This window comes from Sphingobium phenoxybenzoativorans, from assembly GCF_001757355.1.
Lineage (GTDB): Bacteria > Pseudomonadota > Alphaproteobacteria > Sphingomonadales > Sphingomonadaceae > Sphingobium > Sphingobium phenoxybenzoativorans.
Window position 1 is genome coordinate 64,202 of the sequence record NZ_MINO01000015.1, and the last position, 21,698, is coordinate 85,899.

General features: G+C 59.3%; 19 protein-coding genes. 6 read left to right on the forward strand and 13 right to left on the reverse strand.

Going from position 1 to position 21,698, the window contains the following annotated elements; genetic code table 11:
* Window positions 1-191: 191 nt before the first annotated feature.
* Window positions 192-1,190 carry an NAD-dependent epimerase/dehydratase family protein gene (locus tag BHQ40_RS10235; protein WP_070155523.1) on the reverse strand — a complete coding sequence of 333 codons (999 nt, stop codon included), beginning with the start codon at window positions 1,188-1,190 and terminating at the stop codon, window positions 192-194.
* Window positions 1,191-1,489: 299 nt separating this feature from the next.
* On the opposite strand from BHQ40_RS10235, the gene BHQ40_RS10240 reads away from it, so the two are divergent.
* Entirely contained in the window at window positions 1,490-2,800 is a 1,311-nt protein-coding gene (locus BHQ40_RS10240) for an exopolysaccharide biosynthesis polyprenyl glycosylphosphotransferase (RefSeq protein WP_171905818.1), read from the forward strand.
* A gap of 56 nt (window positions 2,801-2,856) precedes the next feature.
* On the opposite strand, the gene BHQ40_RS10245 is transcribed toward BHQ40_RS10240, so the two are convergent.
* Both BHQ40_RS10245 and BHQ40_RS10250 read right to left on the reverse strand, forming a co-directional pair.
* A complete protein-coding gene (locus BHQ40_RS10245) occupies window positions 2,857-3,234 on the reverse strand; it encodes a hypothetical protein (RefSeq protein ID WP_070155526.1) in 378 nt (125 codons plus the stop codon).
* Between the two features lie 166 nt (window positions 3,235-3,400).
* Window positions 3,401-4,648, reverse strand: a complete 1,248-nt coding sequence (locus tag BHQ40_RS10250; RefSeq protein ID WP_070155529.1) for a threonine ammonia-lyase — start codon at window positions 4,646-4,648, stop codon at window positions 3,401-3,403.
* Window positions 4,649-4,735: 87 nt separating this feature from the next.
* Between BHQ40_RS10250 and BHQ40_RS10255 the strand changes: the two genes are divergently transcribed.
* From BHQ40_RS10255 to BHQ40_RS10270, 4 genes are read left to right on the forward strand one after another with little or no spacing between them, the layout of a single operon-like run.
* Window positions 4,736-5,605 carry an NAD(P)-dependent oxidoreductase gene (locus tag BHQ40_RS10255; protein ID WP_070155531.1) on the forward strand — a complete coding sequence of 290 codons (870 nt, stop codon included), beginning with the start codon at window positions 4,736-4,738 and terminating at the stop codon, window positions 5,603-5,605.
* Complete coding sequence (locus BHQ40_RS10260) at window positions 5,602-7,356, forward strand: amidohydrolase (protein WP_171905819.1); 1,755 nt, start codon at window positions 5,602-5,604, stop codon at window positions 7,354-7,356. The genes BHQ40_RS10255 and BHQ40_RS10260 overlap by 4 nt, the downstream gene beginning before the upstream one ends.
* Window positions 7,353-8,159, forward strand: coding sequence for a class I mannose-6-phosphate isomerase (locus BHQ40_RS10265; protein WP_070155533.1), 807 nt, complete (start codon window positions 7,353-7,355; stop codon window positions 8,157-8,159). Before BHQ40_RS10260 ends, BHQ40_RS10265 begins: the two co-directional genes overlap by 4 nt.
* A gap of 19 nt (window positions 8,160-8,178) precedes the next feature.
* Window positions 8,179-9,024, forward strand: a complete 846-nt coding sequence (locus tag BHQ40_RS10270; protein WP_070155535.1) for a metallophosphoesterase — start codon at window positions 8,179-8,181, stop codon at window positions 9,022-9,024.
* Window positions 9,025-9,037: 13 nt separating this feature from the next.
* Here BHQ40_RS10270 and BHQ40_RS10275 read toward each other — a convergent pair whose 3' ends face one another.
* The 8 genes from BHQ40_RS10275 to BHQ40_RS10310 form a co-directional block, all read right to left on the reverse strand.
* Window positions 9,038-10,738 (reverse strand): MFS transporter, encoded by a 1,701-nt coding sequence (locus BHQ40_RS10275; RefSeq protein ID WP_070155537.1) that lies wholly within the window; start codon window positions 10,736-10,738, stop codon window positions 9,038-9,040.
* Window positions 10,735-11,490, reverse strand: a complete 756-nt coding sequence (locus tag BHQ40_RS10280; RefSeq protein ID WP_070155539.1) for an FkbM family methyltransferase — start codon at window positions 11,488-11,490, stop codon at window positions 10,735-10,737. Before BHQ40_RS10280 ends, BHQ40_RS10275 begins: the two co-directional genes overlap by 4 nt.
* Entirely contained in the window at window positions 11,487-12,662 is a 1,176-nt protein-coding gene (locus tag BHQ40_RS10285) for a glycosyltransferase family 4 protein (protein WP_070155541.1), read from the reverse strand. Before BHQ40_RS10285 ends, BHQ40_RS10280 begins: the two co-directional genes overlap by 4 nt.
* On the reverse strand, window positions 12,659-13,993 hold the full coding sequence (locus BHQ40_RS10290; RefSeq protein ID WP_171905821.1) for a hypothetical protein: 1,335 nt from the start codon (window positions 13,991-13,993) through the stop codon (window positions 12,659-12,661). The genes BHQ40_RS10285 and BHQ40_RS10290 overlap by 4 nt, the downstream gene beginning before the upstream one ends.
* Window positions 13,993-14,757: a class I SAM-dependent methyltransferase gene (locus BHQ40_RS10295; protein ID WP_070155543.1), complete on the reverse strand. Its 765-nt coding sequence runs from the start codon at window positions 14,755-14,757 to the stop codon at window positions 13,993-13,995. Before BHQ40_RS10295 ends, BHQ40_RS10290 begins: the two co-directional genes overlap by 1 nt.
* 138 nt (window positions 14,758-14,895) lie before the next feature.
* The gene (locus BHQ40_RS10300; protein WP_070155544.1) at window positions 14,896-16,014 is read right to left on the reverse strand and encodes a glycosyltransferase; all 1,119 of its coding nucleotides are present in this window, start codon (window positions 16,012-16,014) and stop codon (window positions 14,896-14,898) included.
* Window positions 16,015-16,148: 134 nt separating this feature from the next.
* A complete protein-coding gene (locus tag BHQ40_RS10305) occupies window positions 16,149-18,284 on the reverse strand; it encodes a GumC family protein (RefSeq protein ID WP_070155546.1) in 2,136 nt (711 codons plus the stop codon).
* A gap of 1 nt (window position 18,285) precedes the next feature.
* Window positions 18,286-19,020 (reverse strand): polysaccharide biosynthesis/export family protein, encoded by a 735-nt coding sequence (locus tag BHQ40_RS10310; protein ID WP_171905820.1) that lies wholly within the window; start codon window positions 19,018-19,020, stop codon window positions 18,286-18,288.
* 472 nt (window positions 19,021-19,492) lie between these two features.
* Between BHQ40_RS10310 and BHQ40_RS10315 the strand changes: the two genes are divergently transcribed.
* Complete coding sequence (locus BHQ40_RS10315; RefSeq protein WP_070155550.1) at window positions 19,493-20,845, forward strand: tyrosine-type recombinase/integrase; 1,353 nt, start codon at window positions 19,493-19,495, stop codon at window positions 20,843-20,845.
* Here BHQ40_RS10315 and BHQ40_RS24995 read toward each other — a convergent pair.
* Together BHQ40_RS24995 and BHQ40_RS26500 are read right to left on the reverse strand one after the other, a co-directional pair.
* Window positions 20,809-21,063, reverse strand: a complete 255-nt coding sequence (locus tag BHQ40_RS24995) for a helix-turn-helix transcriptional regulator (RefSeq protein ID WP_435593909.1) — start codon at window positions 21,061-21,063, stop codon at window positions 20,809-20,811. The genes BHQ40_RS10315 and BHQ40_RS24995 overlap by 37 nt on opposite strands.
* Window positions 21,064-21,426: 363 nt before the next feature.
* Window positions 21,427-21,698 (reverse strand): hypothetical protein (locus BHQ40_RS26500; protein WP_216094873.1); only part of this gene is annotated, 272 nt, incomplete at its 5' end.

Genomic DNA, 21,698 nt, shown 5'->3' on the forward strand with positions numbered 1-21,698 from the left:
CTGGCTCGAACATCTGTCACTTCCCGACTATGCCCCCCGCCCCCTGTGATGAAAAGCCCATTTACTAATAAAGCCCGATTGGATGCCCGTATCAGCCCATAGAGCGCATCCCTTAACATCATCTCATCGGCCCGCCCGTCAACGGCGCGACTCCGTCCACCCGCCAAAAAAACTCCCTCCGGCCGCCTCAATCAGCGATCTGTATAGCCTCTGTACCAGGAAACGAATTTTGGCACGCCTGCCTCTATGGGCGTGGTTGGCTGGAAGCCCAGGTCAGCGGAAATCGCACTAATGTCTGCATAGGTGGCGTGCACATCCCCCGGCTGCATGGGGAGCAGATCAACGATCGCCTCCTTGCCGCAAGCCTCCTCCAGAAGCGCGATCAGGCGCATCAGCTCCTCCGGCTTGTGATTACCGATATTATAGACGCGATGGGGGGAGCGGCTGCCTCCCGCCTTCCCCGCTCCGTCGTCCGGGGGCGGATTGTCATGAGCCGCGATAACCCCCGCGACGATATCATCGATATAGGTGAAGTCGCGCTGCATCTTGCCATGGTTGAACACGGGAATCGGGTCACCTGCGAGTATCTTCTTCGTAAAGATCCACATCGCCATGTCGGGCCGGCCCCATGGCCCATAAACTGTGAAGAAGCGCAGGCCCGTCTGCGGCGTGCGGTAGAGATGCGCATAGGTCTCGCTCATCAACTCATCCGCTTTCTTGGTCGCCGCATAGAGGGAGACGGGATGATCGGCGCGATCCTCCACCCGGAACGGCAGACTGTCATTGCCGCCATAGACCGAAGATGACGAAGCATAGACCATGTGCCGCACCTGCCGGTGGCGGGCGAGTTCAAGCATGTTGACGTGCCCGACCAGATTCGATTGCACATAGGCATGGGGATTTTCCAGCGAATAGCGCACGCCGGCCTGGGCGCCCAGATGAATGATGCTCTCGATCGCATGCCCCTCAACAGCAGCCAGCAACGCCGCATTGTCGGCAAAGTCACATGCGGTGAACGAGAACAGCCCGCCGTGAATCGCCTGCAACTGAGCGATACGATCCTGTTTCAGCCGGACCGTATAATAATCGTTCATATTGTCGAGACCAATGACGGCGCGGCCGGCCGCCATCAGGACATCCGCCACATGCATGCCGATGAAACCGGCGATACCCGTAACCAGGACCGTCATTATCGCTCCAAATCCATTAACCTTATTGCCGTAAACTGTACCAAATCCGTCCAACGGCCCTCGAGGTCACTCATAAAGTCTTTAAAAATATTGCATAAGCGAAGAAGCCTAGGCATGGTAGCGCAAATGGGGTCGCTTCCTGCAAGGCAGCGAGGATTTATATGCTATTAAGCGCCCGGAACCAGAATGCTATGGTTGATGCCGGGACACTATCTACCGGCGTCGGCAATGACGTTTTAGGTGACCATAGTGTTCAAGCCAGCGACCGTGGTCGGAGCGGGAACAAGTTTCAGACGCGGTTGGCGCTGCGGTTTGCGCTTCTGGCGAGCGAGATTGCCGCGATCATCCTGACATTCTGGGTCGCAGCCTTCATGCGTCATGGCCTCGCTGGGCTGGACCAGTGGCTGACCGTCATGAGCGTGACCCTCCCTGTCTATCTGGGCACGGCGCTCAACAGCAAGGCGTATGATCTGGAGTCGATTCGCGATTTCCGCACGAGTGCGAAACGCGCAATCATGGCATTCCTGTTTACGATTGGCACGGTGACGCTGATGGTCTTCTTCCTGAAGGTCAGCTCCGATTTCTCGCGCCTGGTCTTTGGCATGGGCACAGTGATGTGCGTGCCAATCCTGTTGGGCCTGCGCCTGTTCTACATCCGGCTGACGCGGCGTGTTATGGGAACCAACCCCTTTTCCGAATTGATTATTCGAGATGGCGTGGCGCTGCCCGAACATTATGACGCGATGGTTATCGACGCGGCCGCCCATAATCTGCAGCCGTCCACTCGCGATCCTGTGAACATCCAGCGGCTGGGCAATTTCGTTCATAATATCGACCGTGTTGTGGTCGCCTGCCCGCCGGAGCGGCGCGTGCAGTGGGCTTTTGTGCTGAAGGCGCTGGATATCGATGCAGAGCTTTGCGTGCCGGAGCTTGATGAACTTGGCGCGGTTTCCATGTGCCAATTGGGCAACAGCTCTACGATGGTTGTCTCTGCCGGGCCGATGGGCCTGCGTAGCCGACTGATGAAGCGCGGATTCGATGTTGCGCTGGTTCTTACCGTGCTGCCTTTCCTGGCAATCCCGATGGCGCTGGTGGCGCTGGCCATCAAACTCGAATCGCCCGGACCGGTCCTGTTTCGTCAGGTACGCATCGGACGCGGCAACCGCCCCTTCCACATCCTCAAATTCCGTTCGATGCGGGTCGATCTGTGCGATGCCCAAGGCAATCGCTCGGCTGGACGCGACGACGACCGGATCACGCGGGTCGGCAACTTCATCCGCAAGACCAGCATCGACGAACTGCCTCAGATTCTCAACGTCCTGATCGGCAATATGAGCATCGTTGGTCCTCGCCCGCATGCTGTAGGATCGCGGGCAGAAAACCTGCTGTTCTGGGACATCGACGACCGCTACTTCCACCGCCACGCCGTCAAGCCCGGCCTCACAGGCCTTGCACAGATCCGCGGTTTCCGGGGCGCCACCGAAGTACGCGAGGACTTGTCCAACCGGCTTCAGGCCGATCTGGAATATCGCGCGAACTGGTCGCTGCTCAATGACATCATGATCATTCTGGCGACGTTCAGAGTGCTGGTGCACCGCAACGCTTTTTAAAAAGGCATTGCGGCACCGGAATTGAGCAGCCCTGCGCCTTGCTCCTAATCTGGGTGTTAGGCGCTGATTTTATAATCGTGAGCAAGCAGCCAAGTTTGCGCAGCGGAGTAGGAACAGAATAGCGCAGCCTGCGGCGAGACAGCCGCATCACGCGCATGCGCCTTATGGAGGATGTTCTTCACGACAACTGCCGACCGGTCGCCGGGTTGATGAAGTCGCAAGGAATGCGCATTGATCCGCGCTTCGACCTCCGGTGACTGTATATCCGCACCAGTAACATCTGATAGAAAACGGATCGGACGTCCCGACGCGCGGAAGTTGGCGACTATGGGTTCGAGTTTGTCAAAAAAAGCATCAACATCGGCGATGCTCCACCGCCCCGTACCCACGGCCTTTATAATCCCAGTAGGCTCGTCAATCTTCAATTCGATCATAGCGCTTCGCTTTCGAGAGAAGATAAGCGCTAGAGCAGATATGTCAGCCGAATATTAATGGGCAGATATAACTCGGCCCTTTGCTACGAAAGTCTTAGGCAAACCATTCTTCAAGCGCGGCCGACGAAGATCAGCATTTCTCCCATCGAAACGGGAGCGTGTCTCATTACGCCACCTCAATCGGCGAGACATCATAGGAAGCTTCGCGCAGCGCTACGATCAACCGGTCAAGATGTTCACCGTCGCGCGTCTCGCATTCGACGTCGAGGCTCAAGCCTTTAACCGGCAAATTGGTGAAAATGCGCTGGTGCGCGAGTTCAAGGATATTCACCTGCTGCTCGTCGAAGATGCGCGCCACATGATAAAGCGCGCCCGGTCGATCCTGTAGCCGAATGCGCAGGCGCGCGAGGCGGCCGGATCGCGCAAGGTCGCGCAACAACACATTCGCCAATAGCCGCGTATCGATATTGCCGCCACACAGCACCAAACCGACCGTACGCCCGGCAAACATCTCACGGTGGCTGAGCATGGCGGCGAGGCCGGCCGCGCCGGCGCCCTCCACTACCGTCTTTTCTATCTGCAGGAGCAGGCTGACAGCTTGCTCCAGACTACGTTCGCTCACCAGCACAACATCATTGGCCAGCCGCTCGACAAACCTGCGAGTCAATTGACCTGGTTCCTTGACCGCGATGCCCTCGGCCAGAGTATCGCCGCTACAGGGGAGGTCAGCATCCTTGATATAGTCATACATCGACGGATAAAGTTCAGCCTGGATGCCGATCAGCCGCATGTCCGGTTTCATTGCCCGCGCGGCCGTTCCCATGCCGGAAAACAGCCCGCCGCCGCCGATCGGAATCGCCAGCGTATCGATGTCCGGCGCATCCTCCAGCATCTCCAGCGCAACCGTACCCTGCCCGGCTATGATATCCGGCTCATCAAAGGGGTGAACAAAGGTCAGGCCACGCTCAACCTCCAAGGTGCGAGCATGCGCATATGCATCATCAAAGGTTTCGCCATGCAGGACAACGGTCGCACCATGGCCTTCCGTTTGCATCACCTTCACGGTCGGCGTGGTGCGCGGCATGACGATAGTGACGGGCAGGCCAAGACGAGCGCCATGATAGGCCAGTCCCTGCGCATGATTACCCGCCGATGCTGCAATCACACCCTTGTCGCGCGCAGCATCGTCCAGAAGGAGCAGGCGATTGAGTGCGCCGCGTTCCTTGTAAGCGGCAGTGAACTGAAGATTTTCGAACTTCAGATAGACCTTTGCGCCCAGCATGTGCGACAGCGTCTTGCTCGTCAGCGTGGGCGTCCGCACGATCGCGCCGGAAATCCGGGCTCGCGCCGCCAATATGTCATCGACGGTGACGGGGAGCGGCAATGCGCTTTCGATCTTGCTGAGCGTGTTCATGGGAGTTGCCCCTAACCGATATTGCAGTGAGAGGAAACTGGCCAAGAAGGGCTGGCTCTCACGCAAAACTGGCCCTATGCGAGGGACATGGCAAAGATCGCGTTTATCGGCCTTGGCGTCATGGGGGGACCCGTCGCCGGGCATCTGGCCAAGGCCGGGCATGAGCTAAGTGTCTACAACCGTTCCATTGCCAAGGCGAAGGCATGGAATGAAGCGCATGGCGGCACCGTAGCGATTAGTCCCGCCCACGCAGCGCAGGGGGCGGATATCGTCATCAGTTGCGTGGGCAATGACGATGACCTGTCAGCAGTGACGATGGGGAAAGATGGCGCCTTCCGCAGCATGGCGTCGGGTTCCCTGTTCATTGATCACACAACTGTTTCAGCGCGCATAGCCCGGCAGTTGTTTGTCGAGGGAGAAAGCCGGGGCATTCATTGCGTCGATGCACCCGTTTCCGGTGGGCAGGCCGGTGCGGAAAATGGCCGCCTGTCCATCATGTGCGGCGGAACGGAACCGGCAGTGAACGCCGCCAGGATCGTCATGGGCTGCTACGCTGCTCGCATCGTCCATGTTGGTGCCGCAGGCGCTGGGCAGACGACCAAGATGGTCAACCAGATCTGCATTGCGGGTGTATTGCAAGGATTATCCGAAGGCTTACGGTTTGCACAGGCTGCCGAGCTGGACATGGACAAAGTGTTCGAGGCAATTTCCGGCGGTGCAGCGCAAAGCTGGCAGATGGAAAATCGCTGGAAGACGATGGCGCAGGACAGTTTCGATTTCGGCTTCGCGGTCGACTGGATGCGCAAGGACCTGGGCCTGGCGCTGGAAGAAGCGCGAACAAGCGGGGCGACGCTGCCGGTGACAGCGATGGTCGATCAATTCTACGCGGATGTTCAGGCGCTGGGCGGCGGGCGGCAGGATACCAGTTCGCTGGTGAGACGGGTTACCCGCGCATGAGGGCGGCCGGGATCATCCTGGCGGTTGCTACCCTCGCCCTTGCCATCCCGCTGCACGCCGCAGGGGTTGTGGATAATGTCAACGGCATCGCCCTCGACCGCGACGGCAAGCTGATCCACTTCGATGCCTTGATCATCGACGATCAGGGCAAGATCACCAAGCTCGTGCAAGGCAAGGTTGAGGAGCCGCGCTCGCGTGAAAAGAAGCGACGGAAGAAGGGCGACGACACGCCCCCTGCCCCCTCCTACAGCTTCCGGCTCGATGGGCAGGGCCGCACGCTGATCCCCGGGATGATCGACGCGCACGGGCATGTAATGGGGCTGGGCCTTTCGCTGCTGACGCTGGACTTGACCGATACCAAGTCGCTGGCCGAGGCGCAGGCGAAGATCGCCGCCTATGTGAAGGATAATCCGGGCCGCAAGTGGATATTGGGCGGCGGCTGGAACCAGGAGAGTTGGGGTCTGGGCCGCTTCCCCACGGCAGCGGAACTGGACGCTGTCACCGGCGATGTCCCGACATGGCTGGAACGGGTGGACGGACATGCCGGTTGGGCCAACAGCGCGGCGATGCGGGCGGCGGGCATCACCCCTGCGACCAAGGCCCCCGCCGGCGGTCGGATCGAGACGGCGGCGGGCAAACCGGCAGGCGTGTTCGTGGATGCCGCCCGCGGTCTGATCGACCGCGTGGTTCCTCCCCCCGCACCCAAGGATCGCGACCTGGCGTTTGCGAAAGCCCAATATCTGCTGCTTTCTCAAGGTATTACCGGCATTGCCGATATGGGCGCGGACCTGAACGACTGGCAGACCTATCGCCGCGCGGGCGACAGGGACAGGTTGCGCGTCCGCATCATGGTCTATGCCAAGGGCATAGAGAATATGGTTGCGATTGCCGGGGCGGAACCGACGCCTTGGCTATATGGCGACCGGCTGCGCATGGGTGGCGTCAAGCTGTTGATGGATGGCGCTCTGGGATCGCGCGGCGCATGGCTGAAAGCGGATTACAGTGATGCGCCCGGCCAGCGCGGTCTGCCGCTGATGACCGGGGCACAGCTTCGCAACAATATGAGCCGGGCGGCCATGGATGGGTTTCAGGTGGCGGTCCACGCGATTGGCGACCAGGCCAATGCCGAGGTGGTGGACGCCATCGCCGAACTGTCCGAAACCTACAGGGGCGACAGGCGCTGGCGCGTGGAACATGCCCAGATCATCGATCCGACAGACCTGCCCCGCTTTGCACAGAATGGCACTATCGCCTCCATGCAGCCCGTGCATGAAGCGTCCGACTGGCGCATGGCGATGGCGCGGATGGGCGAGGCCCGGCTGAAGGGGGCCTATGCATGGCGCACAATGCTGAACGCGCATGTCCCGCTGGCCTTCGGATCCGACGTGCCAGTCGAATCGTCCAACCCCTTCCCCGGCATATCCGTGGCGATGACGCGCGAGGACGCAAAGGGTGAACCCGCCGGCGGCTGGATGCCAGAGCAGCGGCTAACGCTCGAGGAAGCTATGGTCGCCTTTACACGCGGCGGAGCCTATGCCGGGTTTGCCGAGGACCGTTTCGGCACGCTGGCGCCAGGGGAACAAGCCGATTTCCTGATCATCGACCGGGATATCAGCACGACGCGGCCTGCAGAGATACGGAATATTCAGGTTATTGAGACATGGATCGGCGGGAAACGGGTCTATGTGAAGGGCGAGACTGCGCCTGTAGAAACACAGCCCAACGAAATAACGGGAATATCATCGCCGTGAGCGCTGTGAAGCTGCATACCAAATCAGTGGAAAAGCCATGGGGCCGGACCGATCTTCCGTCGATCTTTCCAAATCCTGAAAAGAAACAGATTGGCGAGATCTGGTTTGACGGACCGGAGGGCAGACACCCGCCCCTGTTGATCAAATATATCTTCACCAGCGAAAAACTGTCCATCCAGGTCCATCCCAATGATGCCGAAGCGAAGAAACGCGGCCTGCCGGGCGGCAAGTCCGAATGCTGGTATATATTGGATGCGGAGCCGGGTGCTGTGCTCGGCATCGGCCTGAAACGGTCCTTGAGCGCCGAGGAACTGCGCGCCGCTGCGATCGATGGGTCGATCGAAGGATTGATCGACTGGAAGACAGTCAGCAAGGGTAGCTTCTATTATATTCCGGCCGGGACGGTACATGCCATTGGCGGCGGGCTGACGCTGGTTGAGGCGCAGATCAACAATGACGTGACCTACCGCCTTTATGACTATGGGCGGCCACGCGAACTGCATCTGGACGATGGCGTGGCGGTGTCAAAGGCCGTCCCCTATCCCATGCAGGAGCAGGTGATCCCACTCGGCAGCGCCACGAGGATGCTGGAGGGGACCGACAAACCCTTTGCGCTCGACATGGCGTCATGGCCCGCAAAGGAGACCATCACCTTGGGCAATGGGCAGAGCTGGTTCATCCCCCTGACCGGCGCTGGAACGATCGAAGGCGAGCTGTGGCGGGAAGGCGAATGCTGGCTGGTCGATGGCGGTGCGCAGATCAGCGCAACATCCGACACGCAGGCGCTGGTCGCCACACTCTGACAGAATCGCCTTCTTTCTCATGAGATTGCCCCGCTGGCTGATCGTGTGCGCGCTGATAGCCTCCGGACTTGCCGGCCTAGTCGGCTACATGTTCTGGCTCGCGCAATCGATGCCGGTTGTCCGTACCGCCGATGTGATCTTGCCCTTCCCTCCGGGCACCCCTCCAACGCCGCTGCGTGTAGCCCTGATCACGGATACGCATCTGTCTGGGCCAGACAATTCCCCTGAGAGGCTGGCGCGAATCTTCGACCGGGTGAATGCGATGCGGCCGGACCTGATCCTGCTGGGCGGGGATTATGTCAGCCGCAACAAGCCCTTTTCCAAGATATACAGCAACAGCGAGATGATCGCGCCGCTTGCGCGGCTGAAAGCGCCGCTGGGCGTCGTAGCTGTGCTCGGCAATCATGAAATATCCCATTTCGATGGCAGTTCAGCGCCCAAGATCCTGACAAGCTTTCAGGAAGCCGGCATCCGCCTGCTTATGAACGAAGCAGTGCGCCGTGGGCCGCTGGTCATCGGCGGTATCCCGGACTTCTATAAGAACGGCGCGGATGTCCCGGCGACCATCGCAGCGATGCGGCGTCTGGGCGGCGCGCCGATCTTTCTATCGCATAATGTTGATGCGGTGAGGCAGCTTGGGGGATGGCGCGGACTTGTGGTAGCGGGTCATAGCCATTGCGGGCAGATTGCCCTTCCCTTCTACGGCCCCCTATTCGTGCCGCAGAAGCTGCCCTTCACTTGCGGCCGATACGACATCGATGGAAAGACGATCATCGTGTCGGGCGGCGTCGGAACCAGCAGCCTCCCACTGCGGCTTGCTGCGCCACCGGACATCTGGATAATCACTATCCGCCCTGCGAATTGATTGGCCTGCCTCGTCAGCGGGGAAGGCGTTCCGCGCAACCTATGGCGTCCAGATGCGCCCGAAGCCTGTCGAGATAGCCGGGCTGCAAGCGCGATGCACGTAGGCCGAGCGGGCGAAAAGCGCTGCGGTCGAACAGGCGAACGCTGTAGTTGGCGCAGAGACGATCCAGCGTAGAAGGCGTTAGCATCGCCAGATTCATGACCATCGGCCGTTTCATGTCGCCATGCTCCGATCGGACGAGATCGGTGGCGAACAGCCCTCCACGCGGATCGACTAGCACGACATCGGCATTGGCGGCGTGGATCATCCTGTGGCTGGCCGCGTAGGGCGCGACATAATCATGGGCGCGGTCTGTCAGAAAGGCTCCTGTCACCAGCGCCAGGACGGAAGCGAACAGAACCGGCCAGAGCGAATGTGCGCCCAGCCTGACCCAGCCATAGGCTGCCAGCAGGCAGAATGGCCCAATAAAACCGTGGGCATAGCGGAACCCCCAGCCATAACCCTGCCACAGCGCGAAGACACAGGCGGCAATGCAGCCAATGGCGAGCGGCAGCACCACGGTTTCGCCACGGACTGCCCCGCGCCACTTCATCGCCGCGACGCCAAGCACCGCCAGCGGAACCATCAGAATATTGTTCCAGGCCATGAACCGGCTGAGGTTGAAAAGCGGTTGCCATTTGTTCCCCAGGCGGCGCAACAGGCTAGCGGCCTTGTCCCCGACCCCGGCGGAAGCGCGCACATCGGCGGGCGGCCCCAGTTCATGCAATAGAAATCCCGGCCAAAGCTTTGCCCAGAGGATGACCAGCACGACAAGCGCCGCGAAATGCACCAAAAATGCCGCCCATCGCCGCCCAAGCACCATCCACAGCAGGAAAGGCGCAAGGAAGATGGGCGGGAAATGATATTGATGCAGCCCTCCCGCGACGATCGCGACGACGACTGCACAGCCATGTCCCAACCAGCCGCCGCGCAAGACCAGCGCCAGCCAGACCATGTTCAGCGCGAAATGGCCCGTCATGGCGTAGGGTGTCATCGCCGTGACCGAAAGCTGGGCGGAAGTGAATGCCAGCAGCATCGCCACCCACACTGCGTCTGGCCGGTTCGGGAACAAACGCAGGGCCACTCGCCATAGCGCGATCAGGCCGATAGCGAGCAATATCGGGCCAGCCAGATTGGGATCGCCCAGATGCCAGAACAGCGCGCGAATGGCGCTGTTCACCGGAAGATAGGCAGCAGTCCAATGGTTCTCAGCGCCGAATGGTGAAAAGAATTCAGGCATGATCGCGCGGCGATACTCCAGCCATTCGGGCGGTATCGGGCGGGAAAGCAGTCCGTCACGAAGATAGGCGGCGCCAAACTCCGCAACCTCCTCGTCGCGAGACAGCGCATAGTCCTGGAAAACCAGATAATGGCCTGCCCAGCTCCAGAGCGCGCAGATCAGGATCAATGGCAGAACAAGGCGTGCTGTAGGCAGCGGCAGCGAAACATCGGTCGATCGCGCCAAAGGAGAAAATAGCACAAGACCGGTCAGCGCCAGCAGCAGGGCCGGAAAATCCTGATCAAGGAACAGGATATGCGTGATCTGCCGCCCGTGACCGAAGGTGAAATGCAACAGGAACAGGCCGACCAGCCACAGGGTTATAGCCCCCGCCGCCATGATCAGAAAGCGGCCAGGGTCAATCGGGCGAACGGAATCAGCCGAACGGAACGTCATGCTTGCGCGTCGGCCTGCGACCGGCTGATGAAAATGCCATCCATTTCAACCAGTAGCGGGAAATGCCCCTTATTATTGGCGAAGAAGGCAGAAGGGACGAAACCACGCTGCTCCAGCCATTCGATCATATCACGGTAACCGGTTGCGCCCTGATAGAGCGAACGGACGGCAAGTTCCGTCTGAAGGCCGAACATGCGGGAAAGCGTCTCCCCCGCCCCCGCGCATACAGCGCGGTCATGGCCCTGCGTATCCATCTTCAGAAAGGGGCGGGAAAAACCGTGCGCGGACATTAGTTCGGGCAATAGTCTTTCCAACCGGCGGCATTCCATCTTCACCGTACGGGTGACCTTGTTGCGGTCCACAAAAATCTCATCCAGGCCCTCTGCAGGGCGTTCCAGGGAACTGAACTGGTCGGCGGCCATGATGTTGAAATCGGCTGTCCCGTCAAAATCCGATAGGGCCATGTTGAAGACATGCCATTTCGCATCGGATGCAGCCGCCTTGGCAAGTGCCGCGAATACCTCCGGATTGGGTTCGAAAGAGAGAATGAGGCCGGCGAAGCCCGCCTCTCGCCGCAACATCTTCGCATATTGGCCAGCATTGGCGCCGACATCCAATACACAATCTATCGCGAAGGCTGACAGGAACCGGCGCAGCGCAAGGATTTCGGGATATTGATGCACCCGGCCGGACGCAGCGAGGCGCACAGCCAGCCAGCGGCGCGAAAGCTCCGCCATGACTCTATTACTCATCGTCCCGACTTCCGCCTGATCGCCGCTTCATAAACCTTTGCCGTCCGCACTGCCACATCCTCCCAGTCGCCCAGCCGGCTGGCCAGCCCCTTCGCCCTCATACCCGCCTGCTGCCGGACTGCGCCGCTCGTGATGAGCGGTAGGAGCGCATCGGCAAGGGCGTGCGCGTTGCTCGCCTCTACCAGTGACACCGCTGGTTCGCCATCGGCGTCGGCGGGCAGGCCGCGGAACATGCCGGCATTCGATGCTACCATCGCCTTCCCATAATGCAGCGCCGAGAGAAACGCGCCGCTTGAGTCGATATTGCGATAGGGGAAGGCGATGATGTCCGCCTTGCGCAGATGGGCGTCGAGCCTCTGTTCCTTCAGAAACCCAAGGTCAAGAACGAGATCATCCTTGTGTCCGGCCTGTTCGACCGCATCCAGCAGCGGGGCGATATCCATGAAAGGTTTCCCCGCGACGGCCAGTTCGAAGCGGTGACCGGCGTTCCAGAGAGCGATGCAGGCGTCGATCAGCAGGTCAAACCCCTTGTAGGGGCGGATTGTGCCGAAAAAGAGGATCCGTGGAAGCACTGGATCGGGCACAGTGCCCAGCATCGTTACATCGGCCTGTGCAAGCCGCATTGGCGGGTGCGGCACCACATGGATGAGCGCCGGGTCGATTGACTGGCGGATCAGCGCATCTCGCGTCGGTTCGCCATGCGCAATAAGGGCGTCGAACTGATCCAGCAGAGCGCGATAGCCCCTGCCCTGCATCGCCGCCATCTTCCCGTCCCCATGATAAGGCGTGGCGTTGTGGACGGTGTGAATGAGCGCCGCCCTCCCCTGCAGGCGGCGAAGCATATGCCGGTCGGCGGCGGCGAAGGGTAGCCACTGGACATGAACGGCATCAACACTGGCCATGCGGCCGAGCGGCCCCATCATGCAGTCGAGGCTATACTCCGCCGCCTTGACAGCGCGAAATGCCCGCCCCTCCCCGGTGAAGGCGCGTAACCGCTCGCTAAGTCCGAAGAAACGGGCCCAATAGGCATAGCTCTGAGGCTTTACCGCATCGGTGGCGCGCATCCTGCGGCCAAATAATATGACGTCATGTCCTTCCCCCGCCAGCGCCGCGCAGAGGCTGTCATCATAGCGGCCCGTGAACAGCGACGGATCAACCATCGCAACTCTCATGATGCGGCTTTCATCCCATGCAACAGCCGCGCCAGCGAGATACCATGCAAGGCCGCAGTCCCCACAAAAACCAGCGTGTATATGGCCAGGAACGCGAATGAGAAGGACAAGCCGACAAGCGGCGCAACAACCACCGCCACCGGCACGCTGAGCAAAGACCCAATCAGGAACGGTATGGACTGCCGCAGAACCACCGAAAAACGGCCGAGAGATCCCTGCAGAAACACTGACACACAGATGGTGGACAAAGTGAGCATGAGCAGGATGATGAGCCCAATCTCTGTATAGGCGATCTCGATCTCTCCATTAAAGAGATGCGTGACGATGAACTGCCCCAGAATCGCAAGGGCCACGCCCGCGCCCATTGCGGCCACGGCGGCGACGCCCAGCGCCCGGAATAGCAGCTTGGCGAACTTGTCCCGCGCCTTGGCATAATAGGTGGCGGTAAGGCCGGGCATCGCAGCCTCCGTCAACGCGCGCACTACCATCGTCAAAGCTCGCGACATCTTAAAGGTGAAGTCGAACAACAGCATCGGCCTGGCGTCATGCGTCGCCATCGCGATCGTGAAATAGGGCGCATTATAGGCCATCATCTCTGAGATCGTCAGGGACATGGTGGAACCGATATCGCGCAGATAGCGCGCCTTCACATGGCGTCCACCCCGGCGGATTGCTACCCAGTGCCGCTTCTTCATACCCACGCGACGATGCAGGCGAACGCCAGCGATGCCTATCCCCAGAACTGCAAGAACGAACTGCAATGTGACGGAAAGGGTCAGATTAAAACCGACGAGCACAGCCAGCAACAATATTAGCGTCACCCCACGGCGCACCAGATCAAGCAGTTCCCAGAACAGATTATGATCGGTCGCCATCAGGCCGCGCTTAACCAGCAACAGCGGCAGGTTGATACAGGCGGACAGGAAATAGATAAAAAACAATAGCGGTAATCCGGTGGCGACCCACCCCGCCAACATCGCTCCGCCAAGCAGGAAACCCGCAACCACGACCATTGCGACCAGAAGGAAGAAAAGAAAACCGATCTCCTCCATCCGGAAATCATCGTCATCGGGATCCCCGGCCGAACGCAGCCAGTAACGGCGCAACCGCGAATAAATGATGCTGGTCAGCCCGAATTCCGCCGACACCGTGAAGTTACCGAACGCGACAAGCAACAGAAATGCCTGAAATTCCGACAGCGGCAGCGCGCGCACGAAAACATAGGTGACCGCGAATCCCCAAATCATCGTGATGCCGACATTGGCAAGCTTCGCGATCGCCAGGATGCGCGGGGATCGCTCCAGCCGGGATAGCAGACCGCTGGCAACCATCACTGCGCAATGCCTTCTGCCAACGGGGCCCCAGGCTTGCGCGCGCGAAACAGGATATCGCCAAGAGCATGGCGCGCGCGGTTGGCAGGGTCGAGATCCGCAGCGGCGATGGTTTCAACGATAAAGCCGGCGGCTGCAATCCGGTCAGCGAAATCCATTCCATATTGCCGGACATGATCCCATTGCCCGAAGCGCCGTTCCCGCTCGCGCGGAGGCATGGCATAGCTGCCATCCTCCGTCGCTTTCTCCCATAGCGGCACAATCAGCCAGGCTTCTCCGCCGGGTTTGAGTGCACGGAAGATATTGGAGAGGACCGCCGCATCATCGGGCACATGCTCCATGACGTGGCTCGCATAAAAAATATCGAACCTGTCGATGTCGGCCAACTCCATCAGGTCAACGCGGGTCGCTCCAGCAACAGTATAGCGCGATGGATCGAGGTCAGCCGGTACATATTCCGAAGCGGATTCACGAAAACGCCGGACAAGCGTGCCCTCATTGGGAGCCATGTGGAGGATCACGCCGCCATTTAACGGCAACCGGCCCGAATCGATCAGATAATTCATCAGCCGCTCGCGCGGCGACGCTCCACAACGCGGGCACCCCCAATCGGCGCAATCACCATAGCGGAAAAAGCCCACCACCGGCGCACCGCACGCCGGGCAGTCGAAGGCAGGCGCAGCGCCAAGCGCCGCGCGCAGGGCCAGCAAAGCCCTCGACACATGCTTGCCGGCCGCTTTCGCCACCCGCTTCGTCGTGATCACTTCTATCTCCGGCTGTCCCGTGCGATCGCGCTATACAATAGTCCCGGCGCTTTGCGAGGGGGATGACGCAATCACGCAACAATTGCTTCAGAAGGGCACAACCCTATCATCTGGCACCTCGTGGAAATACCACCAGAGCTATCGCGACTTGGCGGGATTCCACACGGCAAACGTGTCGCCGCGCATGGCCCGGAACACGCCCTGAAGCGTTGCCATATAGGCAATCCATATGTCTGCGATTTTGGCAAGCGGCCCCCTGCGGCTCACTAATCCCAGCAATAGCAGCAGTATGCCGATGCCAAGCGCCGCGAGGAACAGCCGGACGTCTATTCGCCAGGCGAGAGCCAAGGCGGCAGCGGTCCCGGAAAGGAGAAACACCCCGCCAAACCAGCGGACCACCTTACGAGAGGCGTATTTGAAGCGATCGATCGGTGACATCCGGCGCAGTTGGGGACGCAAATAGCTGTGCGTGTGCCATGCGCGGGCGGCGATGCGAACCTTCCTGCGGTATTCGTCGCCACGGGCCGACACTAGCCGTTCGAAGGCGATCACATCCCTTACCTTGATGAGGCGCCTGCCCGCGAACACCACGGACATGGACACGGTGAGATCATCGAGCACCGTATCGGGGAAATCCGGATATAGCGCCCGGCGAATGGAAAAAATCGAACCGTCAGCCCCCATGACATTGCCGCTGCGCGATTCGAGGTCCTTCAACCTCTCCTCCATCTTCCAGTAGGACTGGCCGACAGATGCGGTAGCGCTGTTTTTCTCCTGCAGATAGTGCAGCGAACCCAGCACCCCACCAACCTGCGCATCACCATAATAAGCGCTCAGATTGGCGATGGCTTCGGGCGCAAGCATCACATTGGCGTCAGTGAAAATGAGGATATCACCGGTCGCCAAAGCAGCAAGGCGCTTCATCCCATGCGCCTTGCCTGAACGATTGCCCCGCACGAGCGTCAACAAATCCGGCCGCGCGGCGAGTTGCCGGGCGGTGTCATCCGAAGACCCGTCATCGAAAGCAAGAATCTGAAGGTTCGGGTGAAGCGTCTTAAGCGCTTCCAGATTGGCGATCTTCTCCGGGATGACCGCCGCTTCATTATAAGCGCAAAACAGCAGTGAGGCGGAATGCCCGCTGGATGCGCCATCCACGGGACGAACCGGCAAAAGCCGAAGAATGACCGGATATATTAGAAACGGATACAGGACAGCCGCAATGCTCAGCAGCAGCACGGAGAGGAGAAATACATCCATGACCCGTGTTCACGCCCTTTGCGCGGCGCCCCTGCCGCCGGTCGTCCCATTAGTGCGATGCGCCGCAAAAGCAAGAAGCTGCCCTGTTAACATAAGCGCCTCACCTAAGGATATGTCATCCAATCCCAGGCCGCTCAGAGCTTGTCGTAATGATAATGCGCGTTGCGCTCGCCAAGCTTTGTCATGATCGCGCCTGATATGGGCGCATCGATGCCATCGAGACGATCCAGCGCGGAGCGGACAGCGCGAACGCCTGCCCCGCCAGCCTCCACGACAAACACCACCGCCTGAACCGAACGCGCAACCAGCGGAGCATCCTGCATGTCCAGCAATGGCGGGGCATCGACGACGACATGATCATATGCTTGAATAAGTTGTCCGATCAGGATCGTCATCCGGTCGCCGTTCAAAAGCTCCGCTACGCCAGGCGGTACGGGACCTGCAGGCAAAAGTGTAATGCCGCCCGACGTCGTGCGCCGCACCATCCCCTTCCAGTTATCATCGCCCGAAAGGAGATTGCTGAGGCCCCTGTCATTTTCCAGATTCATATAATTGTGCAGCACGGGGCGATGCATGTCCGCATCCACCAAAATCACTTTCTTCCCGGACCGTGACGCAGCAAGCGCCAGCCCCCACGCGCTGGTACTCTTGCCTTCATGTTCACGCGTGCTGGTGACCATGATTGCGCCGGGGGCGTCCTGTGTGCCAGCCGGGCTGAGACGGGACCATATGCGGGCATATGCTTCCGACAGGGCGGATTTGGGTTCGGCCAGAAGTTCCGCGACATCTTCGGCTTCCAATTCCCGTGTCGTGCCGAGGAGCGGGATACCCAATATCTCCTGGATATCGGAATTTTCCTCGACGCCATTGTCCGCCCGCGCCAGCATCACTGTCACTATCCCGGCCAACAGGCCACCGGACAGCAATGCAAGCAGCAGGTTGTTCAGCAGTTTGGGAGAGGAAGGCTTTTCGGGAACCTGGGCCAGATCGACGACAGACACATCATTGGCCCCGACATCAGAAACGCTAAGCTGTTTGTAGCGCTCAAGGAACCCGTCATAGAGCGCGCGATTGGTATCCGCATCGCGGCGATAGGTATCATATTGCACGGTATCGCGATTCTGCTTGTCCAGCCGCGCCTTTGACTGGCTCACTTCGCTGCGCAGGCGGTTTTCAAGCTGCGCTGCATTCCGCGCTTGGGAAGCAAAGGATGCGCTGATGCGCCTTTCTTCCCCGGCGATGCTCTCATCCAGCGCCTTGAGCTGGCGCGCCACTGCTGCAACAGCGGGGTAAGCCGGCTTGAACTTGGCGGAAAGCCGCGCATACTCAGCCGCAGCCTCCCCGCGCCTGGCGCGCAGCAGGGCCAGCGTCCGCCCACTGCTTTCGGCAGCCAGCGCGCCGCTACCGTCGCCGCTGGCCTGGCTCCCCGCGACGGCTCGCTCGACCATCGTCTTGTGCAGGGCATCGTTGAGTGCAGCGAAATCGGTCGACGCGAGTGTCTGTTCCTGTCGGGCACCATTGCGGCCATCGCTCCCCGGCGACAGCGGAATGATGCCGGACATGGATGCGTAGAGCGTGGCGTTTCGCTCGGAAAGCTCGATGCGCGTTCTTACTTCGGCCAGACGACGCTGGAGAAATTTGCGCGCGCCCGCCGTGGAGGCCATGCGCCTCTCGACGCCGGAGCTGACAAATTCCCCGATCCAGGCATTGACCACCCTGGCCGACCAGACAGGTGACCGGCTGGTGTAACTAACATCGATCAGGGACGATCCCCTGATCGGCTTCACCTCTATATTATCTTCCAGCAACTGGACCGCCAGACGCTCCCGCTCCCCCAAATTCTGTGGCGTGAAGCGAGGCTTGCCAAGCGTGGAGACCTCCGTCTTTCCGGGAGCCGACAAACCATGGGCGGCGAAGAAGTCGTCATTCTCCGCCAGTTTCATCACGCGCACGACCCGGATCGCCAAAGACTGAGCCTGAAGCAGATAATATTGGGTATTGTAGAAGTCCGTATCCTGATTCGCGTCCACCCCGCTACCCTGCGGAGGCGCGATCTTCTTCTGGTCCCGGCTTACCTCGATGCGGGAAGTCGCCGTGAACCGCGAACTCATCATCAGCGTCACCAGGGCCCCAATGACCAGTGATGTGGCGATAATGCTGAAAATAATCGCTTTTCCGCGCCATGCGGCACGGCCCAGGCGACGAAAACGCTGCATCATCACATGGCCGAAAGATATGTGCCCAGCCTCGGCGCGCGTACGGGAAGCCATCCTAGTCTCCCGCCCGGATCGCTACGACGAGCGGAGCGTCCATCAAGGACGCGGGAGCCTTTATGCCCTTGAATATCCTGCCGGTCTGGGAACTACCCACCACCACCATATCGCCGGCGAATATCTCCGGGTCAGCATAGGCGCCCCGATAAATGGCGGTCAGATTGTAAACCGCGGCCATGTCCTGATCGTTCACCTTGCGGTAGATGGCCACCCGGCCGAGGCGCGCGGCCGCCTTTGCTCCCTTCGCGGAGGCAATAGCCTTTCGCAAAGTCATCTGGCCGATCACGGGATAAAGGCCCGGTTCGTTAACCTCGCCATCGACGGCGACGACCTGACTGACCGTTTTTTGCAGGGAGACGGTAACCTGCGGATTTTTGACGAAATTCTCACGCAGCCGAGCCGCGACGATTGCGGCAAGCTGGTCCGTTGTCATGCCAGCAGCCTCTATGCTGCCGATCAACGGAAAGGCGATTGAGCCATCCGACGCCGCCTGAATTTCCTTGCCGCTCAGTTCGGGCACTTCAAAAACATCGACCAACAGCTGATCAAAGGGCCCAATCCGGTACCCCCGATCCGGCATCGAAACATCAATGCCGGGAGGAGGAGGCAGCTCGGTAAGATCCGTCAACTGCATCCGGCTATTGTGCGCCGTAAGCGAAAAGTCACTTAGAGAAGCGCAAGCACACAGCAGAACGATGCAAGGGAGGCTGATGAACTTGAGGAGCAACATCATCACCATCGTTAGGCGGTTCAGGCAAATGTTCAACCTTCAAACCTGCTCCAATGAACTTTTGTGGCAAGGACAAGGGTGACAAGGTCGGGTTTCGCGTTGAGTGATGACATGGCCAAGCATCCCGGACCTGCCAAATTCTGCTGCGGACGTAGCGTTGCTTAACCGTGTCCGACCGCAGCGGCAATGTCCTACAGGACAGGAGTTAAAACATCGAGCGTTAAGCGATTCGGCCCCGCCATAGATATTCCCAAGGCTATCAAGGATCTCATGCAGAATTCACAATATCATTCGACCAAATATCATTAAGTTTCATATCATATCAAAATTGAAAATTTTAAATCCATTTTGAATTATTACCCTTCTATCATAATTGATCACCAATTGTCATCAATTGCCTATTTGCTTCATCGAGTAACCTTGCCCTTAAACGCCAAATCAGGCCTTCTCCTGTCTCTTATGAGGAGAATTTACTATGCGTTTGACGGAGCAAAATGTGATCGAGGCCAAGGCCGGCGATTGCGCCCTTAAACTATGGGATGACGACGGACTGTACCTCCTAGTTCAGCCTAACGGCTCAAAAATTTGGCGCCTGAAATGCCATAGAGCTGGATTAAACCGCGTTCTACAGTTCGGTCGATATCCGCAGATTTCGCTTGAGGAGGCAAGGATCAGACGCGACGACGCCCTCCGAGCGATGGCGGCGGGGAGAGATATATGGCGTGAAATAAAGGAGAGCCCAGTCCAAACTTTGAAATTTGAGGCTATTGCGCGAACTTGGCATCGCGACCGGGAGCATGTTCTCAACCCCTTTTACGCGTCTCGGTTGATGCAGAGGCTCGAACTCGACATATTCCCCATGCTGGGGGGAGAAATCATCACTCGCATCACGCCCTTTCAGGTCTTGGCGACTCTTCGCAAAATTGAAGAGCGCGGCGCCCTGACGATGGCCCTGCAGCTTAAACGAACAGTGGGAAAGATTTTCCGCTACGCCATGGCCAATGGTTGGGCCGAACGCGATCCGACCGCAGGGTTTAGCGATGCATTGAAGCCGCGCCTTCGGACGCAGCATTGCCGTCATGTGAGCTTTGCTGAGTTTCCTGGCTTTTTGCGCAAGGTGGCTGCGTACGAGGATCTAGGCCGGCTCTACAAGCCTCACATCGTACGGGAAGCGCTTATACTCACAATCCTCACCTGGGCCAGAACTGCGGAAATTCGTTTTGCAACATGGGATGAGTTTGAAGATATTGACGGCCCTACGCCACTCTGGCGGCTGCCGACGGAGCGCATGAAAATGCGACAGGAACATTTAGTTCCGCTGTCACGACAGGCTGCGAATTTAGTACGGAACTTGCGACAAGAAAGCAGAAGCAAATTTCTGTTTGCTGGCCGCAGCGGTGACAGGCCAATCTCGCAAAACACCATGATCAGCGCCTGTTATCGCATGGGCTATCGCCGCGCACAAACCATACATGGTCTTCGGGGGCTTGCTTCAACATGGGCTAATGAACAGCAGCGATATAACGCAGATTGCATCGAAATGGCGCTTTCGCATCATGTAGCGGACGTGCGTGGAGCCTATAACAGTGCATTGTATCTAGAACCGCGGAGGCGCTTGTTACAGGATTGGGCGGATACGGTCGCGAGGATGGGACTGTTTCCTGCAGATGCAATGGATCCCGCCAATCTATTTCAAACCCACATTGCGACGCCTGTACGAAAAACATTGTCCTTCACCACGTCGTTCAAAGGGCAATTTTTCTGTCGCGGACATGCAGATGATGAAAGCGCTCAGCGATTGCCAAGATTGCCTGAGGCGGGAAGTTGATCATCCGCTCGATAAAGATTGGGATTGCGTTGCCATGCCGTAACGGCAGATTCTCGCCATCCTACACAGCGCACAGCAATGCGGATCTGCCGCGGGAAGGTTCCTTGCCTGACCTTTCGATACAAGGTTGCTCGACTCAAGCCCGTGCGATCCAGCACGGCCTCAACACGCAAAAAACGATCGGCTGGCATGTCGTTCATGAAGTTTACCTTGTTCATCTTGTCGATCCCGATTTCTCACGCAGGCTAGCCCTCCGACTCAGCCAGACTTGATTATGTTATGGGGAGATTTGCCCAAATCAACGGGACCGGAGGCGTGATCTGGGCACTGCGGACCTGTTATCTTTACAAAGGGTCCGGAAAGGGTCGGAAGGGTCTTCAACGGCCCGCAAAGGTCCACAACTGCCCACCATAATGGGTGCAATTTTTCTGCGCTCAGCCATGAAATCTGGAACTTCCCAGCCAACGCGAGACGTCCTGAACCATGGCCACGCCGTCCCGTCCCCTGCGGGGCCGGCCGCGCTCTACCTCCCTTTGGTCGGCCGAGCCCCGCCTGGCGGGTCTCGTCGGTGCCCGTGACGATCACTGACGGTGGCGCAGGCCTGACGGCCTGGCGCTGGCGGTCGCGCTTTGCGCGGCGTTTGGGGATCGCGGCCACCTGAGGGCCGGGAGGTGGGCGTCGCTCGCCTCTGGACCCATCACGGCGGGGCGCAACCCCTCGCTGCGCTCAGGGTCCTCCACATGCGTTCCGGCCACAGGTGCCCCCCGCCTCATGCGCTGTGTCCGCTCATCGCTCTCCTTGCCGCCCACCCCCGCCCCTCCGGCGGGCCGGTGCTGTGAAAGGCAGGAAGGTA

Excerpts from the sequence above, each read along its gene's own strand:
- BHQ40_RS10235 (WP_070155523.1), bottom strand. The coding sequence starts at position 1,190 with ATGACGGTCCTGGTTACGGGTATCGCCGGTTTCATCGGCATGCATGTG.
- BHQ40_RS10245 (WP_070155526.1), bottom strand. The coding sequence starts at position 3,234 with ATGATCGAATTGAAGATTGACGAGCCTACTGGGATTATAAAGGCCGTG.
- BHQ40_RS10250 (WP_070155529.1), bottom strand. The coding sequence starts at position 4,648 with ATGAACACGCTCAGCAAGATCGAAAGCGCATTGCCGCTCCCCGTCACC.
- BHQ40_RS10255 (WP_070155531.1), top strand. The coding sequence starts at position 4,736 with ATGGCAAAGATCGCGTTTATCGGCCTTGGCGTCATGGGGGGACCCGTC.
- BHQ40_RS10260 (WP_171905819.1), top strand. The coding sequence starts at position 5,602 with ATGAGGGCGGCCGGGATCATCCTGGCGGTTGCTACCCTCGCCCTTGCC.
- BHQ40_RS10270 (WP_070155535.1), top strand. The coding sequence starts at position 8,179 with ATGAGATTGCCCCGCTGGCTGATCGTGTGCGCGCTGATAGCCTCCGGA.
- BHQ40_RS10275 (WP_070155537.1), bottom strand. The coding sequence starts at position 10,738 with ATGACGTTCCGTTCGGCTGATTCCGTTCGCCCGATTGACCCTGGCCGC.
- BHQ40_RS10280 (WP_070155539.1), bottom strand. The coding sequence starts at position 11,490 with ATGAGTAATAGAGTCATGGCGGAGCTTTCGCGCCGCTGGCTGGCTGTG.
- BHQ40_RS10285 (WP_070155541.1), bottom strand. The coding sequence starts at position 12,662 with ATGAGAGTTGCGATGGTTGATCCGTCGCTGTTCACGGGCCGCTATGAT.
- BHQ40_RS10290 (WP_171905821.1), bottom strand. The coding sequence starts at position 13,993 with ATGGTTGCCAGCGGTCTGCTATCCCGGCTGGAGCGATCCCCGCGCATC.
- BHQ40_RS10300 (WP_070155544.1), bottom strand. The coding sequence starts at position 16,014 with ATGGATGTATTTCTCCTCTCCGTGCTGCTGCTGAGCATTGCGGCTGTC.
- BHQ40_RS10305 (WP_070155546.1), bottom strand. The coding sequence starts at position 18,284 with ATGGCTTCCCGTACGCGCGCCGAGGCTGGGCACATATCTTTCGGCCAT.
- BHQ40_RS10310 (WP_171905820.1), bottom strand. The coding sequence starts at position 19,020 with ATGATGTTGCTCCTCAAGTTCATCAGCCTCCCTTGCATCGTTCTGCTG.
- BHQ40_RS10315 (WP_070155550.1), top strand. The coding sequence starts at position 19,493 with ATGCGTTTGACGGAGCAAAATGTGATCGAGGCCAAGGCCGGCGATTGC.
- BHQ40_RS24995 (WP_435593909.1), bottom strand. The coding sequence starts at position 21,063 with ATGAACAAGGTAAACTTCATGAACGACATGCCAGCCGATCGTTTTTTG.